At 31.9% G+C, this 21,264-nt stretch carries 14 protein-coding genes; all 14 read left to right on the top strand.

Annotated elements, in window-relative coordinates:
* The first annotated feature begins 270 nt into the window (after positions 1-270).
* The gene (uvrC, locus tag KPL44_RS01460) at positions 271-2,136 is read left to right on the top strand and encodes an excinuclease ABC subunit UvrC (protein ID WP_216246731.1); all 1,866 of its coding nucleotides are present in this window, start codon (positions 271-273) and stop codon (positions 2,134-2,136) included.
* Between the two features lie 154 nt (positions 2,137-2,290).
* Positions 2,291-3,256 (top strand): UDP-N-acetylmuramate dehydrogenase, encoded by a 966-nt coding sequence (gene murB, locus KPL44_RS01455; RefSeq protein ID WP_216246717.1) that lies wholly within the window; start codon positions 2,291-2,293, stop codon positions 3,254-3,256.
* Between the two features lie 284 nt (positions 3,257-3,540).
* On the top strand, positions 3,541-4,425 hold the full coding sequence (gene rapZ, locus KPL44_RS01450; RefSeq protein ID WP_216246715.1) for an RNase adapter RapZ: 885 nt from the start codon (positions 3,541-3,543) through the stop codon (positions 4,423-4,425).
* A complete protein-coding gene (locus tag KPL44_RS01445; protein ID WP_216246713.1) occupies positions 4,422-5,747 on the top strand; it encodes a gluconeogenesis factor YvcK family protein in 1,326 nt (441 codons plus the stop codon). Before rapZ ends, KPL44_RS01445 begins: the two co-directional genes overlap by 4 nt.
* Positions 5,748-5,804: 57 nt before the next feature.
* Complete coding sequence (gene whiA / locus KPL44_RS01440; RefSeq protein ID WP_216246712.1) at positions 5,805-6,755, top strand: DNA-binding protein WhiA; 951 nt, start codon at positions 5,805-5,807, stop codon at positions 6,753-6,755.
* Between the two features lie 7 nt (positions 6,756-6,762).
* The gene (locus KPL44_RS01435; protein ID WP_216246709.1) at positions 6,763-8,067 is read left to right on the top strand and encodes a DRTGG domain-containing protein; all 1,305 of its coding nucleotides are present in this window, start codon (positions 6,763-6,765) and stop codon (positions 8,065-8,067) included.
* A 39-nt stretch (positions 8,068-8,106) separates the two neighbouring features.
* Complete coding sequence (locus KPL44_RS01430; protein WP_216246701.1) at positions 8,107-11,688, top strand: DNA polymerase III subunit alpha; 3,582 nt, start codon at positions 8,107-8,109, stop codon at positions 11,686-11,688.
* Between the two features lie 406 nt (positions 11,689-12,094).
* Positions 12,095-13,054, top strand: coding sequence for a 6-phosphofructokinase (gene pfkA / locus KPL44_RS01425; protein WP_216103759.1), 960 nt, complete (start codon positions 12,095-12,097; stop codon positions 13,052-13,054).
* Between the two features lie 71 nt (positions 13,055-13,125).
* A complete protein-coding gene (gene pyk / locus KPL44_RS01420; protein WP_216246700.1) occupies positions 13,126-14,886 on the top strand; it encodes a pyruvate kinase in 1,761 nt (586 codons plus the stop codon).
* 249 nt (positions 14,887-15,135) lie between these two features.
* A complete protein-coding gene (locus KPL44_RS01415) occupies positions 15,136-15,495 on the top strand; it encodes a DUF1540 domain-containing protein (protein WP_216246698.1) in 360 nt (119 codons plus the stop codon).
* 124 nt (positions 15,496-15,619) lie between these two features.
* Positions 15,620-17,005, top strand: coding sequence for a 23S rRNA (uracil(1939)-C(5))-methyltransferase RlmD (rlmD, locus tag KPL44_RS01410; protein WP_216246696.1), 1,386 nt, complete (start codon positions 15,620-15,622; stop codon positions 17,003-17,005).
* 234 nt (positions 17,006-17,239) lie between these two features.
* Positions 17,240-18,487 carry a hypothetical protein gene (locus KPL44_RS01405; protein ID WP_216246694.1) on the top strand — a complete coding sequence of 416 codons (1,248 nt, stop codon included), beginning with the start codon at positions 17,240-17,242 and terminating at the stop codon, positions 18,485-18,487.
* A gap of 214 nt (positions 18,488-18,701) precedes the next feature.
* Entirely contained in the window at positions 18,702-20,111 is a 1,410-nt protein-coding gene (locus KPL44_RS01400) for an alanine/glycine:cation symporter family protein (protein WP_216246693.1), read from the top strand.
* Between the two features lie 193 nt (positions 20,112-20,304).
* The gene (lepB, locus tag KPL44_RS01395; RefSeq protein ID WP_216246691.1) at positions 20,305-20,820 is read left to right on the top strand and encodes a signal peptidase I; all 516 of its coding nucleotides are present in this window, start codon (positions 20,305-20,307) and stop codon (positions 20,818-20,820) included.
* Positions 20,821-21,264: the final 444 nt, after the last annotated feature.

Here is a 21,264-nt window from a genome sequence, read left to right as displayed (position 1 = left end):
TAATTCTAAAAAACGTGCGAAAGCATGGGCATAATGTTAAAATATAAAGTCAAATATTATAATAATATTTGACTTTATATTTTATATACCATGATTTATTTAGTAGTATAATTAGAGATAATGACGTATAAAATGAATGCAGTATAGAAAAAAATAATATATGTAGTAACTTGTAATAAATTGCCCGGGAAATTTAAACGTATTGGTATAATTTTGAATATATATGTTTAAGTGAAAATAATTATAATCTTAAAGGGGAGGGGTTGTATTATGTTTGACTTTAATTATCAGCTAAAGACTCTTCCAGATGCACCAGGAGTATATCTTATGAAAAATAATCTTGGTGAAATAATATATGTTGGAAAGGCTAAAATATTAAAAAATAGGGTAAGACAGTATTTTAAATCATCAAAAAATCATTCTGTAAAAGTTATGGCTATGGTGAAAAATATAGCTGAATTTGAATATATAGTAACTGATTCAGAGATGGAGGCATTGATACTTGAGTGCAATCTTATTAAGAAATATAGCCCAAGATATAATATTTTGCTTAAAGATGATAAGCATTATCCATTTATAAAGATAACTATTAATGAGGAGTTCCCGAGGGTATTTGTAACTAGAAATATTGCAAATGATGGAGGGAGATATTTTGGACCATACACAGATTCTGCAGCTGTATATAGTACCATTGAACTTATCAAACAGATATTTCCGCTTAGAACATGCAGAAGAAATATTAAAGAAGGTGTCCTATATGATAGACCATGTTTAAACTATCATATAGGATTATGTAAAGCCCCATGTACAGGGTATATTAGTAAAGAAGATTATGGGAAAATTATAAAAGGTGCTTTGGATCTACTTACGGGAAAAGATAAAAGTATAAAGGAAGATTTAAGAAACAAAATGGAAAGTGCATCGGAAGTTTTGGAATTTGAAAAAGCAGCAATGCTTCGGGATAAGATTATGGCTATAGAAAAAATAAATGAGAAACAAAAGATTATAATAGGAAATTGTGAGAATGAAGATTTCATTAATGTGTATGTTGATGAAAAAGATGTTTGTATTCAGGTGTTTTTTCTTCGTGATGGTAAGATAGTAGGTAGAGAACACTTTATTTTAAATGATGAAGCAGAAAATGTAGAAAATGAACTTATAGAAGAATTTATAAAGAGGTTTTATGGCGGGACAGCATTTATCCCTAAAACAATATATGTACCTTTTATAAGTGAGGTTGAAATCTTAGAACAATGGCTTAGCGCTAAAAAAGATTCGAAGGTAACTATTAAGATTCCTCAAAAGGGAGAAAAGAAAAAAACTTTAGAGATGGTTGCAAATAATGCAAAGATAACTCTTGAAAATTTTAAATTAAAGGATATGCAAGATAAGGAAATTCATAAAATAGCAATGCAAGAAATTACAGAATTATTAAAACTTGATGAAATACCTGATAGGATTGAATCATATGATATCTCAAATATAATGGGGGTAGATTCTGTAGGAAGTATGGTGGTTTTTGAAGGTGGAAAGCCTAAAAACAGTGATTATAGAAGGTTTAAGATAAAGTCAGTAATAGGAGCTAATGATTATGATAGTATGCGGGAAATCTTAGAACGGAGGTTTCGTCGTGGCCTGGATGAAGTGGAGAGAATAAAAGAGAGAAATTTAGAACTTAGTAAGGGAAAGTTTTGTGTGTTCCCGGATTTAATTCTTATGGATGGTGGGAAAGGGCAGGTTAATGTGGCCCTTGAGGTTTTAAATAATCTTAATATTGATATACCGGTATGCGGAATGGTTAAGGATGATAGGCACAAAACTAGAGGTTTAATATATAATAATATAGAGCTATTTATGAAGAGTAATTCCCAAAGTATGCATTTGATTACTAGAATACAAGATGAGGTCCATAGATTTGCAATTACTTATCACAGAACACTTAGGGATAAAAGAACATTATATTCTATATTGGATAACATACCCAATATAGGCGAAAAAAGAAGAAGAGAGTTATTAAAAAAGTTTGGTAGTATAGATAATATAAAAGGTGCTGGTGCAAAAGAACTAATGGATACCCCATCTATGGATAGCAAGTCCGCAGAGTGCGTTATATCATATTTTAAAAATAATAAATAACCTTATTAGGAATATTTATATTATGATAAATTTAAACTGTTGAAATATTGTAGTAAAAAGGGTAAACTAAAAGAACTATATCTTGCATAACATAAATAATATTATTTATGTTATGCAAGTATATAAATATATTAATATTTTCAAGGAGTAGGATATGAAATTATATGCGGAATTATTTAAACAAATAAATAAAGTAACAGAAAATTCTAATATAAAGGTAGACGAACCAATGGAAAACCATACTTCTTTTAGAGTGGGTGGACCAGCTGATATTTTAGTAACACCAAGTGATGTTTTAGAAGTTCAAGCTTTAATAAAAATTTGTAAAAAATATAAAGTTAAATATTATTTAATAGGAAATGGTTCTAATTTACTAGTTAAAGATGGTGGGATTCGCGGTGTTGTTATAAAACTGTGTAATCTTAATAAAATTGAGGTTGAAGGAAATAAAGTAACCGCACAAAGTGGAGCTAGTTTATATGATGTTACAATGGCGGCATTAGATAAAGGGCTTAAAGGTATTGAGTTTGCTAACGGAATTCCGGGTAGCATTGGTGGGGCAGCAGCTATGAATGCAGGAGCATATAACGGCGAAATGTCTATGGTTCTAGATAGTCTACTCGCAATAGACCAGAATGGAGAATTATTAACAATAGACAAAGACGTTATGGAGCTATCTTACAGAAGTAGTGCTGTTCTTAAATATGGATATGCAGTTATAAGCGTTACTCTTAAATTACAGCCTGGTGACAAGGAAGTTATAAAAGCTAGAATGGATGACCTTGCAAAAAAAAGAAGTGATAAACAACCTTTGGAATATGCATCGGCAGGTAGTACTTTTAAAAGACCTGAAGGTCATTATGCAAGTGTACTTATACAAGATTCAAATTTGAAAGGAACTCATGTTGGTGATGCAGAGGTATCTGTTAAACATTCTGGTTTTATTATCAATAAAAAGAGTGCAAGTGCGACAGATATTTTAGATTTAATCAAGCTTGTACAGGATGAAGTGCAAAAAAAATTTGGTATAAAGCTTGATACCGAGGTAAAGATTTGGGGAGAGGACAAAGAATCTTTTGAGGGAACATCTCCCTGCGAAGCTGGGTCATCTTCTTACTAAATTATTTTATCTTATAGGTAAAAAAGTGAGTTTAATATTTAAAAAAAATTATAAAATAAATTGAATTTTAAAACGCACAATAGGATAAATCTTTGTGCGTTTTTTTATACTTACATATCTATAATTATGATTATTTGTGTTATAATTAAAAATGAAACTGTATTAGTACAACTAAGTAGACAAACATTTAAAGTGAATAATTGATAATATTAAAATATTAGTAGTAATATTTTAATATTTAGTATAATAGAAATTCTTGATTTTTGTAGAGGGGGTTTTTTTTGATGAGATTTGTTATATTGACGGGGTTATCGGGAGCTGGAAAAACACAAACGGTACGAAACCTTGAGGATTTAGGTTTTTTTTGTGTGGATAATTTGCCACCTGTTTTAATTCCCAAATTTGCTGAGGCATGTTATAAATCTAATGGCAATATTGACAGAATTGCTTTAGTTATAGATATTCGTGGTGGAAAGTTTTTTGATGATTTATTTGAAAGTTTAACATACCTAAAAGATGAAGGGTATGAGTACGAAATATTATTTCTAGAGGCCTCAGATAAAGTGCTTATTAAAAGATATAAAGAGTCAAGGCGGAAACATCCCCTAGCGCCAGAGGGAAGAGTTGTAAATGGAATTGAAACTGAAAGACGCAAACTTAGGGAGGTACGTGAGCGTGCTGACCATATAATTAATACATCTAAGCTTTCTGCAAGAGAACTTACAGAAGAAATAAATAATATCTATGGTGAGGAAGGTCAGATAGAAACTAAGCTTGTTATAACTGTGCTTTCGTTTGGATTTAAATATGGAATACCTGTGGATTCGGATTTGGTATTTGATGTGAGATTTTTGCCGAATCCTTTTTATATTCCAGAGCTTAAGAAGTATTCAGGTAATGATCAACCGGTTCGTGATTATGTATTAGAATTTGAAGGGACTAAGGTATTTATAGAAAAACTTCAAGATATGCTACAGTTTCTTATCCCAAATTATAAAAAAGAAGGAAAAAGACAACTTATAGTTTCTATAGGATGTACAGGGGGAAGACATAGGTCAGTTGCTATAGCAAATAGAATTTATGAAATACTTGGGCGTAATGGATATGATGTTAATATAGATCACAGGGACATAAATGAAGATGTAAATAGAGGTGATGGTAAGCTATGATGCTAAGGAATTTGCTGAAGCCTGGAATTAATATAAAAAGGTGGATTCTTCTAGGTATTGTAGGTGCTTCTATTTTAGTATTTGGAATTTTCGAACTAATAAATAAAGAATATCACTCTCTGCCAAAGATAGTTTTATCAGCGCTGATTATAGTGCTTGGAGCTTTGATAATATATGTTGCTATAATACAAATTATAAAATTTTTTATTATATTAGTTAATACAGGTAGTATTGATGTAGCTATAAGTTCTAGAAAATTGGAAGATTTAATATATGAAAAGAGAGTACTTATAAAGGGACCTAAGATTGTAGTAATTGGTGGAGGCACTGGTTTATCTACAATGCTTAGAGGGCTTAAAAAATATACTAATAATATAACAGCGATAGTTACAGTAGCAGATGATGGTGGGGGGTCAGGTATTTTAAGAGAAGATTTAGGCATCCTTCCTCCTGGAGATATTAGAAATTGCATTTTGGCGTTAGCAGATACGGAGCCGCTAATGGACGAATTATTACAGTATAGATTTAAAGATGGAAGACTAAAGGATCAAAGTTTTGGTAATTTATTTTTAGCGGCGATGGATGGGATTTCAAATAATTTTGAAGAGGCTGTACAGAAAATGAGTTCGGTACTAGCTGTAACAGGTAGTGTTATCCCCGTTACTTTAGATAATATGATATTAAAGGCAAAGCTTAAAAATGGAAATATAATTGATGGAGAATCAAATATTCCTAGAGGCGTAATAGAAAATAAGAGTCCTATTGATGAAGTTTTTATAGAACCTAAAGATGCTAAGGCACTTAAGGAAGCTTTGGTTGCTATAAATGAAGCAGATGCAGTAATCTTAGGACCTGGAAGCCTTTATACTAGTATTATTCCTAATCTATTAGTAAAGGAAATAAGAAATGCATTGTATAAGACAAAGGCAATAAGGATTTATGTGTCAAATATAATGACCCAACCAGGTGAGAGCGATAATTATACTGTTGATGATCATATAAAGGCTATAAATCGGCATGCTAAAGGCAAAGTTGTTGATTACGTTTTAGTAAATACAGGGAAAATAAGTAGTGAACTAGAACTAAGATATCATAATGATAATTCTAATATGGTTATTGTAAATGAAGAGGAAATTAAAAAGCTTGGTGTAGGAGTGATTAGGAGTGATTTTGTTAAAATAGGAAAAGGTCATATAAGACATGATACAGACAAGCTTGCAACCATTTTAGTAGAAACAATTATGGAGAAGAAGTTATTTAACGATAAAAAGAAAATAGTTGAGTACTTTTATTTATCACAAAGGCTTAAGGAAAATAAATAGTAAAAATTATTTAATTTTATGTTCCTTTAGAAAATAAACGCAGTAAGGAGTAGAATAATGTCATTTTCGTCTAAGGTTAAAAATGAAATTTGTAGATTTACAGATATGAGTAAGAAAGAGGCCATGGCTGAAATGGCGGCTATAATGAAGGTTAGTGGAACTATTGGACTTGGATCAAACAAACAAATAAATTTTCAAATAACAACTGAAAATCCTGCGATAGCAAGACTTATTTTTAAATTATTAAAGGAACATTTTGGTATTCACGCTAGATTATTAGTTAAGAGAAGTAACTCCCTAAAGAAAAAAAATGTATATGTTGTTATAATTACGGAAGAAATGGGTGTTAAAGACTTATTAAAGCAAGTGGCAGTCCTTGAGGATGAAAACTTTTTTTCAATAGATTATACTATACCAAGCAGGTTAATTGATGCTGAGGAATGCAAACGTAAATATATAAGAGGGGCCTTTTTAGGTGGTGGAAGTATTAGCAACCCTGAAAAAAATTATCATGTAGAGTTTGTGACTCATGATAGTGATTATGCACAGGAATTAAGCACACTTATTAATAGCTATGGATTATTTTCAAAAATAATACAAAGAAAAAGCAGTTTTGTTATTTATATTAAAGAGGGTGAACAAATTGTTGATCTTCTTAACATAATTGGAGCACATAATTCATTACTATTCTTAGAAAATGTAAGAATAATGAAAGAAATGAGGAATAATGTAAATAGACTTGTGAACTGTGAAACGGCTAACCTTAGTAAAACAGTAAATGCATCAGTAAGACAAGTAGAAAGTATAAAATTAATACAAAAAGAAATAGGGCTTAAGAGATTACCTAAGAATTTGAGAGAGATCGCTGAGCTAAGGCTTGAGTATCCTGACGAATCTTTAAAAGAACTTGGAGCAATACTTGAACCACCAGTAGGGAAATCTGGTATTAACCATAGATTAAGAAGAATAGAAAAAATTGCTGAAGAATTAAGGAAAGAAGGAAGGTAAGGAGAGAATGTCAAAACATGAGGAGATAGTCAATCATATTCTTGCCCTGCAAATTGGAACTAAGATATCTGTAAGAGGTATCAGTTCTGAACTGGGCATTAGTGATGGTACGTCTTATAGAGCGATAAAAGAAGCAGAAAATATGGGTATTGTTAATACCGTTCCTAGGGTGGGAACGGTAAGAGTTGAGAAGGTATATAAAAAAAACATTGATAGTCTTACTTATGCTGAAGTTATAAGAATTCTTGATGCTACTATTTTGGGTGGCAAAGAAGGCATAAATAAAAGTTTAAATAAATTTATTATAGGAGCAATGGCTGTTGAATCAATAATTAGATATCTAAAGCCAGGATACCTCCTTATTGTTGGAAATAGGGAAGAAGCACAACTGCTTGCCCTTGAAAATGAGGCTGCAGTATTGATTACTGGAGGGTTTGATTGTAGTGAAAAGGTAAAGAGACTTGCGGATGAAAAAGGAATTCCTGTATTATCCTCAACTTATGATAGCTTTACAGTAGCTAGTATGATAAACAAGGCGCTTTATGAAACTATGATTAAAAAGGAAATTATTTTAGTTGAAGATGTTATGGATACCAATACTACTTGTCTCATGGGTACCGACACTGTGGCTACCTGGAGGCAACTAATGCTAGAAACTAATCATGAGAGATACCCAGTACTCGATGAGAATATGAAAATTATTGGGATAGTTACATTAAGAGATTTACAAGGATGTAATGATGATGACGAACTAATTAATAAAATTATGAATAAGAATCCTGTATGTGTAACACCTAAAACAACTATAGCTTATGCTGCTCATATTATGGGTTGGGATGGAATTAAAATTTGTCCTGTAGTTGATAAGAAGAAGCTTGTAGGGGTTTTAACTATAGAACATGTTATAAAAGCAATGGAGTTTGCACTAAGGCAACCACAAGTAGCTGAAACTTTAGAAGACCTTATTTTAATGAATTTTACATGTGTGCACGATGATAATAGCTTACATTTTAATGGCCAAATTATTCCTCAGATGTTAGATCCTTTTGGAACGGCCTCTTGGAGTTCACTAAATATGCTCCTATCAACTATGGGGATAATGTCATTAAGGCAGAATAATAACATTAATATCTCAGTGGATAGTATTATGTCATACTTTATGAAACCTGTGCAAATGGGTAGTGATATAGATATATATGCAAAAATTGTTGATAAAGGTAGGAGTTTTTCTAAGGTAGAAATAAATATGTACAATAAGAATAATGAGCCTATTGCAAAGTCTATGATTTCTGCAAAAATATTTGGTAAATAATATATATAATTAAATTATGGTTTGAGAGGAAGTGAAAAAATGACGGAGAAACTAAAGATAAAAAAGCGGGATGATTTAGGGGATTTTGTACATCTCCATGTGCATACAGAGTATAGCCTTCTTGATGGTTCCGGAAAAATTAAAGAACTTATAGCTAAGACCAAAGAGCTAGGCATGAAAAGTATTGCTATAACAGATCATGGAGTAATGTATGGATGTGTGGAATTTTATAAACAAGCGAAAGAACAGGGAATTAAACCTATTATTGGTTGTGAAATATATGTAGCTGCTAAATCTATGAATATAAAGGAAACTGATAGAGACAATGCTACCCACCACTTAATACTTTTAGTTAAGAATGCTAAGGGTTATCAAAATTTGATGCACATAGTGTCGGCAGCGTCCATTAAAGGTTTTTATTATAAACCAAGGGTTGATTATGAATTCCTATCAAAGTACAGTGAAGGAATAATTGCTAGTAGTGCTTGTCTTGGTGGAGAGGTTCAAAGCCTTCTTCTACGAGGCAATTACGAAAAAGCAAAAGAAATAGCATTGAAATATAGAGATATATTCAAGGATGGCTATTATTTGGAGCTACAATATCATGGTATGCAAGACCAGTTTAAAGTTAACGAACTTTTAGTAAAATTATCTAAGGATACGGGGATTCCACTAATTTGTACAAATGATACTCATTACATAATGCAGGAGGATTCAAAAGCTCATGATATTCTTTTATGTATTCAGACAGCAAAAACTGTTGATGATGAAAATAGAATGAGGTATCCATCAGATCAGTTTTATTTAAAGTCCCCAGAAGAGATGCAAAAGACTTTTGCCTATGTTCCAGAGGCGCTTAGTAATACAGTCAAAATAGCAGAGATGTGCAATTTTGATTATGAATTTCATGTATCGAAACTTCCAAGGTTTCCACTGCCTGGCGGGGTAGATCCTTATGAATTTCTAAGAGAACACTGTTACGAGGGGTTGGCACCTAGGTATGAGGTATTTAGTGATGTAATTACCAATGGTTTCTCTATAGAATACATAAATGAAATAGCTAAAGCGAGTCCAATTGCTAAGATGTATGTGGATAGACTTGAATATGAGCTTAATATAATAAAACAAATGGGATATGTAGATTATTTCCTTATAGTATGGGATTTTATTAAGTTTGCAGTAGATCATGGTATTCCAACAGGCCCTGGGCGTGGATCAGCAGCAGGTTCAATAGTTGCTTATACTTTAGATATAACGAAGATTGATCCTATTAAGTATAGTCTTATTTTTGAGCGTTTCTTAAATCCAGAAAGAGTATCTATGCCAGATATAGATTCAGATTTTTGTTATGAAAGGCGTCAAGACGTAATTGATTATGTTGTTGAAAAGTATGGATCTACTAATGTATCACAAATTATAACATTTGGAACAATGGCTCCTAGAGCTTGTATAAGAGACGTTGGACGTGCTATGAATTATTCGTATGCAGAGGTGGATAGAATCGCTAAGATGATACCATCTGTGCTTAATATAACTATAAATAAGGCTCTGGAAATGAATGCAGAACTTAATTCCTTATATAAAGATGATTCGCGTGTTGAAGCACTTATAAATATTGCAAAGGCACTCGAGGGGCTTCCAAGACATAGTTCTACCCATGCGGCGGGAGTAGTTATTGCGTCACAGCCATTAGTAAACTATGTGCCTCTTCAGAAAAACGATGAAATGATAGTAACACAATTCCCTATGGGGACCCTTGAGGAACTTGGTCTTTTGAAGATGGATTTCCTTGGACTTCGTACACTTACAGTTATGAGGGATTGTGTAGATTTTGTAAAACAAAACAGAAATGTATCTATAGATATAGATGATTTGGATATTGGAGACCATAAGGTTTATAAAATGATTGGAGAAGGAAAAACCGTAGGTATATTCCAGCTGGAGTCTGCAGGAATGACTAGCTTTATGAAGGAACTAAAACCTGACAATTTGGAGGATATTATTGCTGGTATAAGTTTATACAGACCGGGCCCAATGGCTGAAATTCCACGTTATATAAGAAATAAAAATAGTATGGATAAGGTGGAATATGTTACTCCACAGCTTGAGGAAATCCTTGGCGTTACTTATGGGGTAATGGTATATCAAGAGCAGGTTATGGAAATAGTTAGAAAACTTGCTGGGTACTCAATGGGAAGGTCGGATCTTGTTCGTCGTGCTATGTCTAAAAAAAAGCACAAGGTTATGGAAGAAGAACGTTATAACTTTATCCATGGAATAGTGGATGAGGTTGGAAATATTGAAGTACAGGGTTGTCTTCGAAATGGCATAACTGAGGTGGCAGCAAATAAGATATTTGATCAAATGATGGATTTTGCATCTTATGCATTTAATAAATCACATGCTGCGGCGTATGCTGTTGTAGGTTATGAGACTGCATATTTAATGTGTTATTATCCTACAGAATTTATAGCTGCAATGCTCAATAGTGTAAAAGGAAATGCTGAGAAAATAGCCTTTTATACTAGGTATGCAGTTCAAATTGATATAGGGGTGTTGCCTCCTAGTATAAATGAAAGTTTTGCTGAGTTTACTGTAAAAGGTGATACTATAAGATTTGGCCTGTCAGCACTTAAAAATGTAGGGGTAAATGTAATAGAGAGCATTGTACATAATCGAGAAGAGAAAGGCGAGTTTTCAGGCTTTATGGATTTTTGCAATAAAATAGACACATCTTGTGTAAGTAAACGAGCAGTAGAAAGTCTTATTAAGGCAGGAGCATTTGATGATTTTAAAGTTCATAGATCACAACTGCTAGCAGTTTACGAGAAGGTATTAGACGGAGTGAATAATGATAGAAAGAGAAATATTTCAGGACAAATAAATCTATTTTTAGATTTTGATAATGATTATAATAATTTTGAAATAGAGTATCCTAATATCAAAGAATTTAAAAAGAAACATATTTTAGCTATGGAAAAGGAAATGACTGGAATATATTTATCCGGTCATCCGCTAGATGAATACGAAGAAACCCTTAATATACAGACCAATACTAGAATATCTGATATTGTGGTAGATGAGAGTCTTGAAGAAGATAATGAAATGCTTAGTGAAAGTTTTAAACTTCAAGATGGTGATAAAGTTATAATTGGTGGTATAATATCATCGGTTAGTAAAAAAGTTACTAAAAATAATGATATGATGGCATTTATTAATTTAGAGGATTTATATGCTAGTGTTGAAGTAATAGTTTTTCCAAAGACATTTGAAAAATATAAGTCACTTGTTGAAGAAGATGAAATAGTAATAATTAAAGGCAGAGTTAGTATTCGCGAAGAGGAACAACCAAAGATATTATGCGAAGATATTAAGCCACTTGTGAAAATTAACAGCGAAAAAATTTATATCTTAGTCCAAAATGATGTTATGATGAAAGATGCATTAAAGAAAATAAAGCAAAACTTAGCTATTTATAGGGGAAGTACTCCTATATATCTGTGTACAAAAGAGCCGAGAAAAATGTATGCTGTGGATAAAGCTTTATGGCTCAGTGAAGAAATTGATGTTATGGAAATTTTAAGAAAAATGTTTGGCCAAGATAATATAAAAATACAATAAAATATTTTTGTATAATTATAGGGGTAGTTATTAAAGGTAATATTGTTATCTTTAATAACAATATTATCTTGATAAATGGTAATATATATATATTTAGCTTAAATATAACCATTAAAAGGATTACATTACACTAGTAATAGGTCGTTTATTAAAAAATAAATATTTATTTCTATAAACCGTTGAATGTTTCGAGAATTTTGTATAATATTAGAGTATAAAGGGTATTTTTTAATAATAGTTATATTTTTGTTGGTAACATGGACATATTATGACCACGGTGGGGCAGATTTATCCCGATGGTACAGAAATGGAAAACAATTAATAATTGTTTTATACCTCAAAGAATTATAAAGGGGAAAAAATTAATAATTGTTTATTCTATAGAGAGTTATAAGGAGGAATAGTTATGAAAACAATAGCGGTATTAACAAGTGGAGGCGACGCACCAGGAATGAACGCAGCCATTAGAGCAGTAGTTAGGATGGCTATATTCAAAGGGATAAGAGTTATGGGTGTACAAAGAGGGTATAGTGGACTTATAAATGGTGAAATATTTGATATGGATAGACATTCGGTTTCAGATATAATTCATAGAGGTGGAACTATTCTTAGAACTGCACGCTGTGAAGAATTTAAAACTGAGGCTGGAAGAAAAAAGGCAGTTAATGTACTAAGAGTATTTGGTATTGATGGACTAGTAGTAATTGGTGGGGATGGTTCCTTTGCAGGAGCACAACTTTTATCAGACCTTGGTATTGCAACTGTAGGTATACCAGGAACTATAGATAATGACCTTCCATATAGTGAATATTCGATAGGGTTTGATACAGCACTAAATACAGTGCTTGATGCTATAAATAAAATAAGAGATACTTCAAGTTCTCATGAGAGAATTAGCGTAGTTGAAGTAATGGGAAGAAACTGTGGAGATATAGCTTTATATGCTGGTATTGGCGGAGGAGCTGAAGAAGTAATTATACCTGAAAAAGGGTATGAAATAGATTCTTTGTGCAAAACTATATTTGAAGGTAAACTAAGAGGCAAAATGCACAATCTAATAATCCTCGCTGAAGGTGTGGGCGGTGCCAATGAACTTGCAAAGCAGGTTGAAGAAATAACCGGAATTGAATCAAGAGCTACAATACTCGGTCATATTCAAAGAGGTGGAAGTCCAAGTGCATTTGATAGAATGCTTGCATCTAAAATGGGCGTAGCTGCTGTAAAAGTACTTATAGAAGGCAGATCAGGAAGAGTTATTGGTATGAAAAATGGCAAAATAGTTGATGAAGACATCAATGAAGCACTAGAAATACCAAGAAAATTTAATGAAGAACTTTATGAAATATCTAAAATTCTTTCTTACTAAAGGGATTTAATAAGAAAGCTTATATATAAAAGCTAAATATAAAATAATATACAATAAGAGGAGAATAATTAATGAAAAAAACTAAAATGATTTGTACAGTAGGACCAGCTAGTGGAAGTATGGAAACTATAAAAGCTTTAATAAATGCAGGAATGGATGCTTCAAGACATAATTTTTCACATGGTGATCATCAAGAACATAAAGAAAGAATTGATAAAGTAAAACTAGTTAGAGCAGAAATGAATAGACATATTGCTATAATACTTGATACTAAAGGACCAGAAATAAGAACAGGAAATTTTTCAGCTGGTAAAGTTGAATTACAAGAAGGATCTAAATTTACTGTTGTTTGTGGTGAAGAAGTTATTGGAGATGAAACTATATGCTCTGTAACTTATGAAGAATTATATAAAGATGTTGTTGCTGGCGATACTATATTAATAGATGATGGTTTAGTAGGACTCACAGTAGAAAGCGTTGAAGGTAAAAAAGTACATTGCGTAGTTGCAAATACTGGTATGGTAGGAAATCATAAAGGCGTTAATGTTCCTGGAGTTGCAATAAATCTTCCTGCACTTACAGCAAGAGATATTGATGATTTGAAATTTGGATGCGAAATAGGTGTTGATTTTATTGCAGCATCATTTGTAAGAAAAGCATCAGATGTACTTCATATAAGACGTGTTCTTAATGAAAATGGTGGAGAAAAAGTACAAATAATTTCTAAGGTTGAGAATCAAGAAGGTGTTGATAACATTGATGATATTATTAAGTTATCTGATGCTGTCATGGTTGCCAGAGGAGATTTAGGAGTTGAAATTCCAACAGAGGAAGTTCCAATAGTTCAAAAAATGATGATAGCTAAATGTAATGCTGCTGGTAAAGCAGTTATAACAGCTACTCAAATGTTAGATTCTATGATCAGAAACCCAAGACCAACTAGAGCAGAGTCTTCAGATGTTGCAAATGCAATATTTGATGGTACAGATGCTATAATGTTAAGTGGTGAAACTGCTAATGGTAAATACCCAGTTGAAGCAGCTACTATAATGGCTAAAATAGCACAAACTGCTGAAAATGCTCTTAACTACAAAGAGAATTTAAAGAATAAGGGAGCAGTTCATATTCCTAATGTACCAAATGCTATTAGTTTAGCTACTTGTACTACAGCTATGGAATTAAACGCTTCAGCTATTATTACTGCAACTCAAAGTGGTACTACAGCAAGAAAAGTTTCAGCTTATAGACCAGAATGTTCAGTTATTGCAGTTACTCCTTATGAAGTAGTAGCTAGAAGTTTAGCATTAAATTGGGGCGTTGTTTCAGTATGTGCTGATAAAATAGAATCTACAGATAAACTTATAGATAATTCTGTAGCTATTGCATTAAAAGCAGGGTATGTACAAAAGGGAGATTTAGTAGTTATTGCTGCTGGAATTCCTGCCAATTTTGTAGGTAGTACAAACATGATGAAGGTTCATATTGTTGGTGATATATTACTTCAAGGTAAAGGAAATATAAGCGCATCAGCTTGTGGTACAGCTTGCTTTGCACAAAATGCAAAAGAGGCAAATGAAACTATGCGTGATGGTGATATTTTAGTAGTAAAAGCATTAACTAAAGAATATACTGATTTATTAGATAGAGTTTCAGGAATTATTGTTGAAGAAGATGCAACAAGATCAGATGTTGTTGTTGAGGGTACTGCAAAAGCAGTTCCAATAATATACAATGCAAAAGGAGCAGTTGATATTATTAAAGCTGGTTCTTTTATAACAATGGATGCAGCTAGAGGCCTTGTGTATAGTGGTAGGGCTAATGTAAAGAACTAAAAAAATATTAAGGATTGTCATATAATTGGCAATCCTTTTTCTTATTTATAAGAATATAAAATATTTTAAGTAATTATGTATAAATAAAAAAAACTTGGTTACAATTATAAGTACAAGCAAACAACATGGCAACTGATTTCTTTTAAAGCACCTATATGGTGCTTTTTTTTTATCTGTAGTATAATAAAAAGTAAAGCAAGGAATTATAATTAAATATAATAGTAAAATTAAATAGTTGGAGGGGTAGATATGAGAGGGACTCTAAGTTGTACTGCCACAAATTGTGTTAATAATATGTCGGGGATATGCTCAGCTAGTACTATTAATATTTTAGGGTCAAATGTTCATAGCAAAGAGGAGACACAGTGTGAAACATTTGCTGAAAAGGGACTAAAGAATTCATTTAATAATGTACTTAATATGAATGTTATTGGAGAAATTAAACAAGCATTTAATAATGACAAAATAGAAATGAGTCCCAAAATTGAATGTGAAGTTATAAACTGTGTGCATAATAGGGATGAAGAATGTGTTGCTCATAATATTATGGTAAATGGTAGAGATGCTTTAAGTAGTGAAAAAACAGAATGTCAGACGTTTAAAGAATAAGAAAAATTTAAGATTGTGGAATAAGCATTTTTTCTTTGCATTTGTTATAAAGGCATCTAGAAAAAAATCTAGATGCCTTTAGCATGGGAAAAATAGCAGTAGATAGAAGGTTGGAGGAGAATTTATGAAAAGAAAACTTGAGAATTATGTTATTCCTGTTAAAAAAAATGAAGATTATATAATAACTATAGATAATATGGGGTATGAGGGTGAAGGTGTAGGTAAGATTGATGGATTTACCGTTTTCGTTGCGGGTGCAATAGTAGGAGAAAAGGTGTTAATAAAAATTGTTAAGATATCTAAAAATTTTGGCTTTGGAAAGTTGCTCGAGATAATTGAGAAATCGATAAGCAGAATAGAACCAGTATGTGACATATATAAAAGCTGTGGAGGGTGCAACTTGCAGCATATAGATTACGCATCCCAATTAGATTTTAAAACCAATAGAGTAAATCAAGTTATAAATAGAATAGGGAAATTAGAGAAAGTAATTGTGCATCCAACACTCGGGATGGAGTCTCCATATAATTATAGAAATAAGGTTCAATTACCCGCAAGCAATAAAAATGGGGAAGTGAAAATTGGGTTTTATGCGGCAAGAAGTCACGACATAATTAATATGGAAAACTGCTATATTCAAGACAGCGTAGCAGATATTGTAGTAAAACTTACAAGAAAGTGGATAAAAGAGTTTAATATACAATGTTATAACGAGGAAAATCATCAGGGAATTTTACGTCACGTTATGATTAGAAAAGGATCTAAAACAGGACAGGTTATGGTTGTGCTAATTACAAATGGTAAAAGCCTTCCTTATAAAGAAGAATTTATAGCGATAATTACTAAAAAGATCAAGGGTATTGTGAGTGTAATACAAAATATTAATAGTGAAAAAACTAATGTAATACTGGGAGAAACTTGTGTTACGTTATGGGGAAAAGATACAATAACTGATTACATAGGAGAATTTAAATTTGAAGTTTCTCCACTATCATTTTTTCAAGTTAATTCAGTTCAAACAGAGGTACTCTACGATAAGGTTCTAGAGTATGCAAATTTAAGCGGTGGAGAAGTTGTGCTGGATGCTTATTGTGGTACAGGCACTATCTCATTGTTTCTATCTCAGAAGGCTAAAAAAGTTTATGGTGTTGAAATAGTACCACAGGCTATTGAAAATGCTAAAATAAATGCTAAAGTAAACAATGTAGGAAATACAGAATTTTTAGTAGGAGAAGCAGAGGTAATTATTCCAAAACTTATAAATGATGGAGTAATTGCTGATGTAGTTGTAGTTGATCCACCAAGAAAGGGTTGTGATAAAACTCTACTAGAAGCCATAAGTGATATGGGCCCTAAAACTATAGTTTATGTTTCTTGTGATCCAGGTACATTAGCTCGTGATTTAGGAATTTTGAATGAACTTGGATATATTACTAAAGAGATCCAGCCCGTAGATATGTTCCCTCAGACGGCGCACATAGAAAACGTTGCAAGGATAGAAAAAAAATAAGGTGTCACCCACGTGGCAAGTGGCATGTTAAAGATTTTAAGCAAAATTGAAGTGTCTTTTATGTTCCCGCAGACGAGAGTTTGGGGGAATTTTTTAATTTAAGAGTAGTTATATATAAAACATGTCCTAGAAGAAATGCTTTATCAATAAACCATAATAAATATTATATGTATTAATTATGGTATAATATAATAGTATGAATATTCGTATTTTACATAGAAAGGGAGCGATTAAGTGCAAAAGATTAATGAAATTAAAGTTGGAATAGGTTTTGCAACTGGAAGAAAAAGCTTCCAGAAGGTACTTAGAACTAACATAAGCAATTGGGAAGAATCTGGTTTGGTGGAAAACGAAAGGATAAGTTTAAATGTTTTTGTGGCATATGATCTTCATTATAATAAAACTAAAGTAACTGATTACACAAACATACATCCTGATTTAGTTAAGAAAATTGATAGTAGCACTTTTATTGGAAGTGTATCAACACAAGAAGAAATTGACTATTTAATTAGGGAGAATGTTCTTACCCTTGAAGAAACTAAAAAGATATTTGGTAGGGGGTATGCAGCTAAACGTAATGCTGTGCTATATAATGCAATAAAAAAGAATATGGATTATTTAGTGTTTCTAGATGATGATGAGTACCCAATGGCAGTAACTAATACACGTGATACTGCAATTTGGGGAGGGCAATTTATTTTGTCAGAGCATCTTAAAAATATTAAGAATGCTGACATTACCCACGGACATCACTGCGGGTATATATCTCCTATACCGTATATGGAGTTTAATGATATTATGACTGAAGGAGATTTCAGATCATTTATCGAGGCGATAAGTAACGATATTGTTAAGTGGGATAGTTTAAAAGCAGTTATGAAAAATGGAGGAATAACTTATGCCGATACAAGTATACTTACTAGCCATGATGCTGTAGAGGTTGTGGAAGAAAATCATTCTAAATTTATATCAGGGGCGAATTTATGCATTAATCTTACAAATCCTAAGCGCGTTTTCCCCTTTTACAATCCACCCGGAGCTAGAGGAGAAGATACTTTCTTAGCTACATGTCTAAGTGATAGAAAAGTTCTACGCGTGCCATGTTACACATTTCATGATGGATTTTCTACATATAATAGTCTTTTAGAGGGTGTTCTTCCAATAAGACTTAAGTTTATTAGGGCTGATAATGAGAAGGTTACTACAAGGTTTTACAATGCGTGTATAGGGTGGATTCGTTATAAACCATTATTGCTATATATAACACATCCAGACCGTTATGAGGAAAAAATTAAAGAAATGAGAGAGGAATTGAAAGTTACGTTGCCTAAAATTTGTGAATATTTTGGAAAACCTGAATTTATGAACATTTTGGTAGAACTTGAAAAATATAATAAAAATGTAGAAAAACATTACGGTGAATTTCTTGAAACACAATGTATTTGGGCGAAGATTATGGGCCACTTTGCAAAAAGTGTATGATAATGTGTGGATAAACTTATATATATAAAATTATAAAACTTAAAAAGCTCCTAGGCATAACGTCTGGTGGCTTTTTTATGATGTTGTAAAAAAGATAGCAAATAAGAGGAAATGAATGACGGTGCATTATTAACGTCAATTGTGAAAAAAATTATAATTGATAAAAATTTACAAATGACATATAATTATGAAATAGTAAAAAGGGGGAATATATATGGAGTCATTTGCAAAACTAATATCTCAAATTGATGGATGGGTATGGGGCATACCACTTATCGCTTTATTATTTGGAACGCATTTATTTTTAACTTTTAGGTTAAGATTTATTCAAAAATATATATTCAAGGCCATAAAAATTTCAGTAACAAAAGATGATTTTGGTGATGGTGATGTAAGTCAATTTAGTGCGTTAACAACAGCGCTTGCGGCGACTATTGGAACTGGAAACATAGTTGGTGTTGCTACAGCAGTTGGTCTTGGAGGACCAGGAGCAGTTCTTTGGTGTTGGCTAACAGGCGTTTTTGGAATAGCTACAAAATATTCTGAATCCTTACTATCTGTTAAATATCGTGTTAAAACTAAGGATGGTACCATGGCAGGTGGACCAATGTATGTTCTAGAACATGGGCTCGGACAGAAATGGGCTGGAATATTATTTGCATTATTTACAAGTGTTGCAGCTTTTGGTATTGGGTGTATGGTACAAGCAAACTCGGTATCATCAATGGTATATGAAACATTTAAAATTCCAACTTGGATTACTGGACTTGTAATAGCTATATTAGTAGCAATTGTTATATTAGGTGGAATAAAGAAAATAGCTAAGGTTTGTGACATTCTAGTTCCATTCATGGCTATATTTTATGTGCTTGGATGCATTATAATTTTAATAATAGGGTATAAAACAATTGGGAGTACAATAGTATTGATATTTAAGGATGCATTTTCACCTCAGGCTGCAGTTGGTGGATTTGCCGGAGCAGGAATTATGATGGCAATGAGATATGGTGTTTCAAGGGGGCTTTTTTCAAATGAGTCAGGTCTTGGTAGCGCACCAATTGTTGCAGCTGCAGCAAAAACAAGAAATCCAGTCAAACAAGCTCTTGTTTCTTGCACAGGGACCTTTTGGGACACCGTTGTTGTATGTGCAATGACAGGTTTAGTTATTGTAAATTCAGGCTTGTGGCAGGAGGGGTTAAAGGGTGCTGCACTTACTAAAGGAGCATTCGGTGCAATACCAGTTATAGGACCTATAATTTTAACTGTAGGACTTCTTACGTTTGTATTTTCAACTATACTAGGTTGGTCATATTATGGGGAAAAAGCAATTGAATACTTATTTGGTAAAAAAGCAATTGTTCCTTATAAGATATTTTGGGTTATATTTGTTTTTGTTGGCTCAGTGTTCTCGCTTAATCTAGTTTGGGATCTAGCAGATTTGTTTAACGGGTTAATGGCTATTCCAAATTTAATAGCTTTAATATTACTAAGTCCTGTAATTGTTAGTGAAACTAAGAAATATCTATGGAATGATAATCTTGATGGAATAGACAATGATCAAATAAAGATAATTGATGAAAATGGAAAAGTTATTAATGAAGAAGTGAAAAATATTCAGATGTAATTAAATTTTATATTTATGAAAAAAGCTCCTGACATGTTAAAATGTTAGGAGCTTTTGCAATTTCATTTGTACATATTCCTAAATTAAATCATTCAAAGTTTATCAAATGTTAACATATAATAAACTTTTAATAGAGACTATATATATATATTGTGATAAAATATTAATGTATAATATTTGAGAGGGGATAAAAATGAATTTAGCAAAAAAGATATTTCAAGATTGGATATTACCGATATTAGCAGCAGTTATAATAGCGTTTATTATAAATAAGGTCATTTTCTTTAATGTAACTGTTCCGACTGGTTCAATGCTGCCAACAATAAATCTAAATGATAAGATTTTAGTAACAAGAGTTCATAACCGAAATAATCTTAAACTTGGAGATATAGTAGTATTTCACTCCTATGAACTAGGCGAAGATCTAATAAAGAGACTTATTGGATTGCCAAATGATTTGGTGGAAGTTAAAGAAGATGGATCTGTGTACATAAATAATAAAAAAATAGATCAAAGTTATGTTAAATATCCAGGTGGTAAAACAGGTAAATATAAAGTGCCGGCAGATAGTTATTTCTTTATGGGAGACAATAGAATTAATTCTTTAGATGCAAGGTACTGGGATAAACCTTATATACCTGGGAAAGATATAATGGGTAAGGCAAGAATTAGAATTAGTCCTTTTAGCAAATTTGGAAAATTAAAATAATAAAATAGCGGAGTGTAAATGCAAGTTTACATATCCGCTATTTTAATTTTTTGAAAATTCAGTACTGATCGATTTATACTATGATTTAACTGGTGTTAAATGGTAATTTTATATGAAATTCCCCTTGTAAAAGCCACTGTAAGGTTAAAATAAACTTATGGTATATCTGGAAAAAAACTATTAGTATTTTTATGAGAATTAGGAAAGAATATATATACATGACAAAAATCATAAAAACGAATGAGAATATAATTGTACTTTCAAAAGTCATAATATAGTAGTGAATTGACTATGCAACAACGGTATTAAATCGTGATAAATGAAGTATTGTGTAGATATTTGAGTAATAAACAAAGATAATATGGAAATTTCGTAAAAAACAACTAGTTTTATATTTAGACATTTTTATAACATATGGTATTATAAATTGTTAATTGAATTTAT

This window comes from Clostridium sp. DSM 17811 (genome assembly GCF_018861905.1).
In the GTDB taxonomy this organism is placed as follows: domain Bacteria; phylum Bacillota; class Clostridia; order Clostridiales; family Clostridiaceae; genus Clostridium_AD; species Clostridium_AD frigoriphilum.
This window is presented reverse-complemented; position numbering and strand designations above follow the sequence as displayed.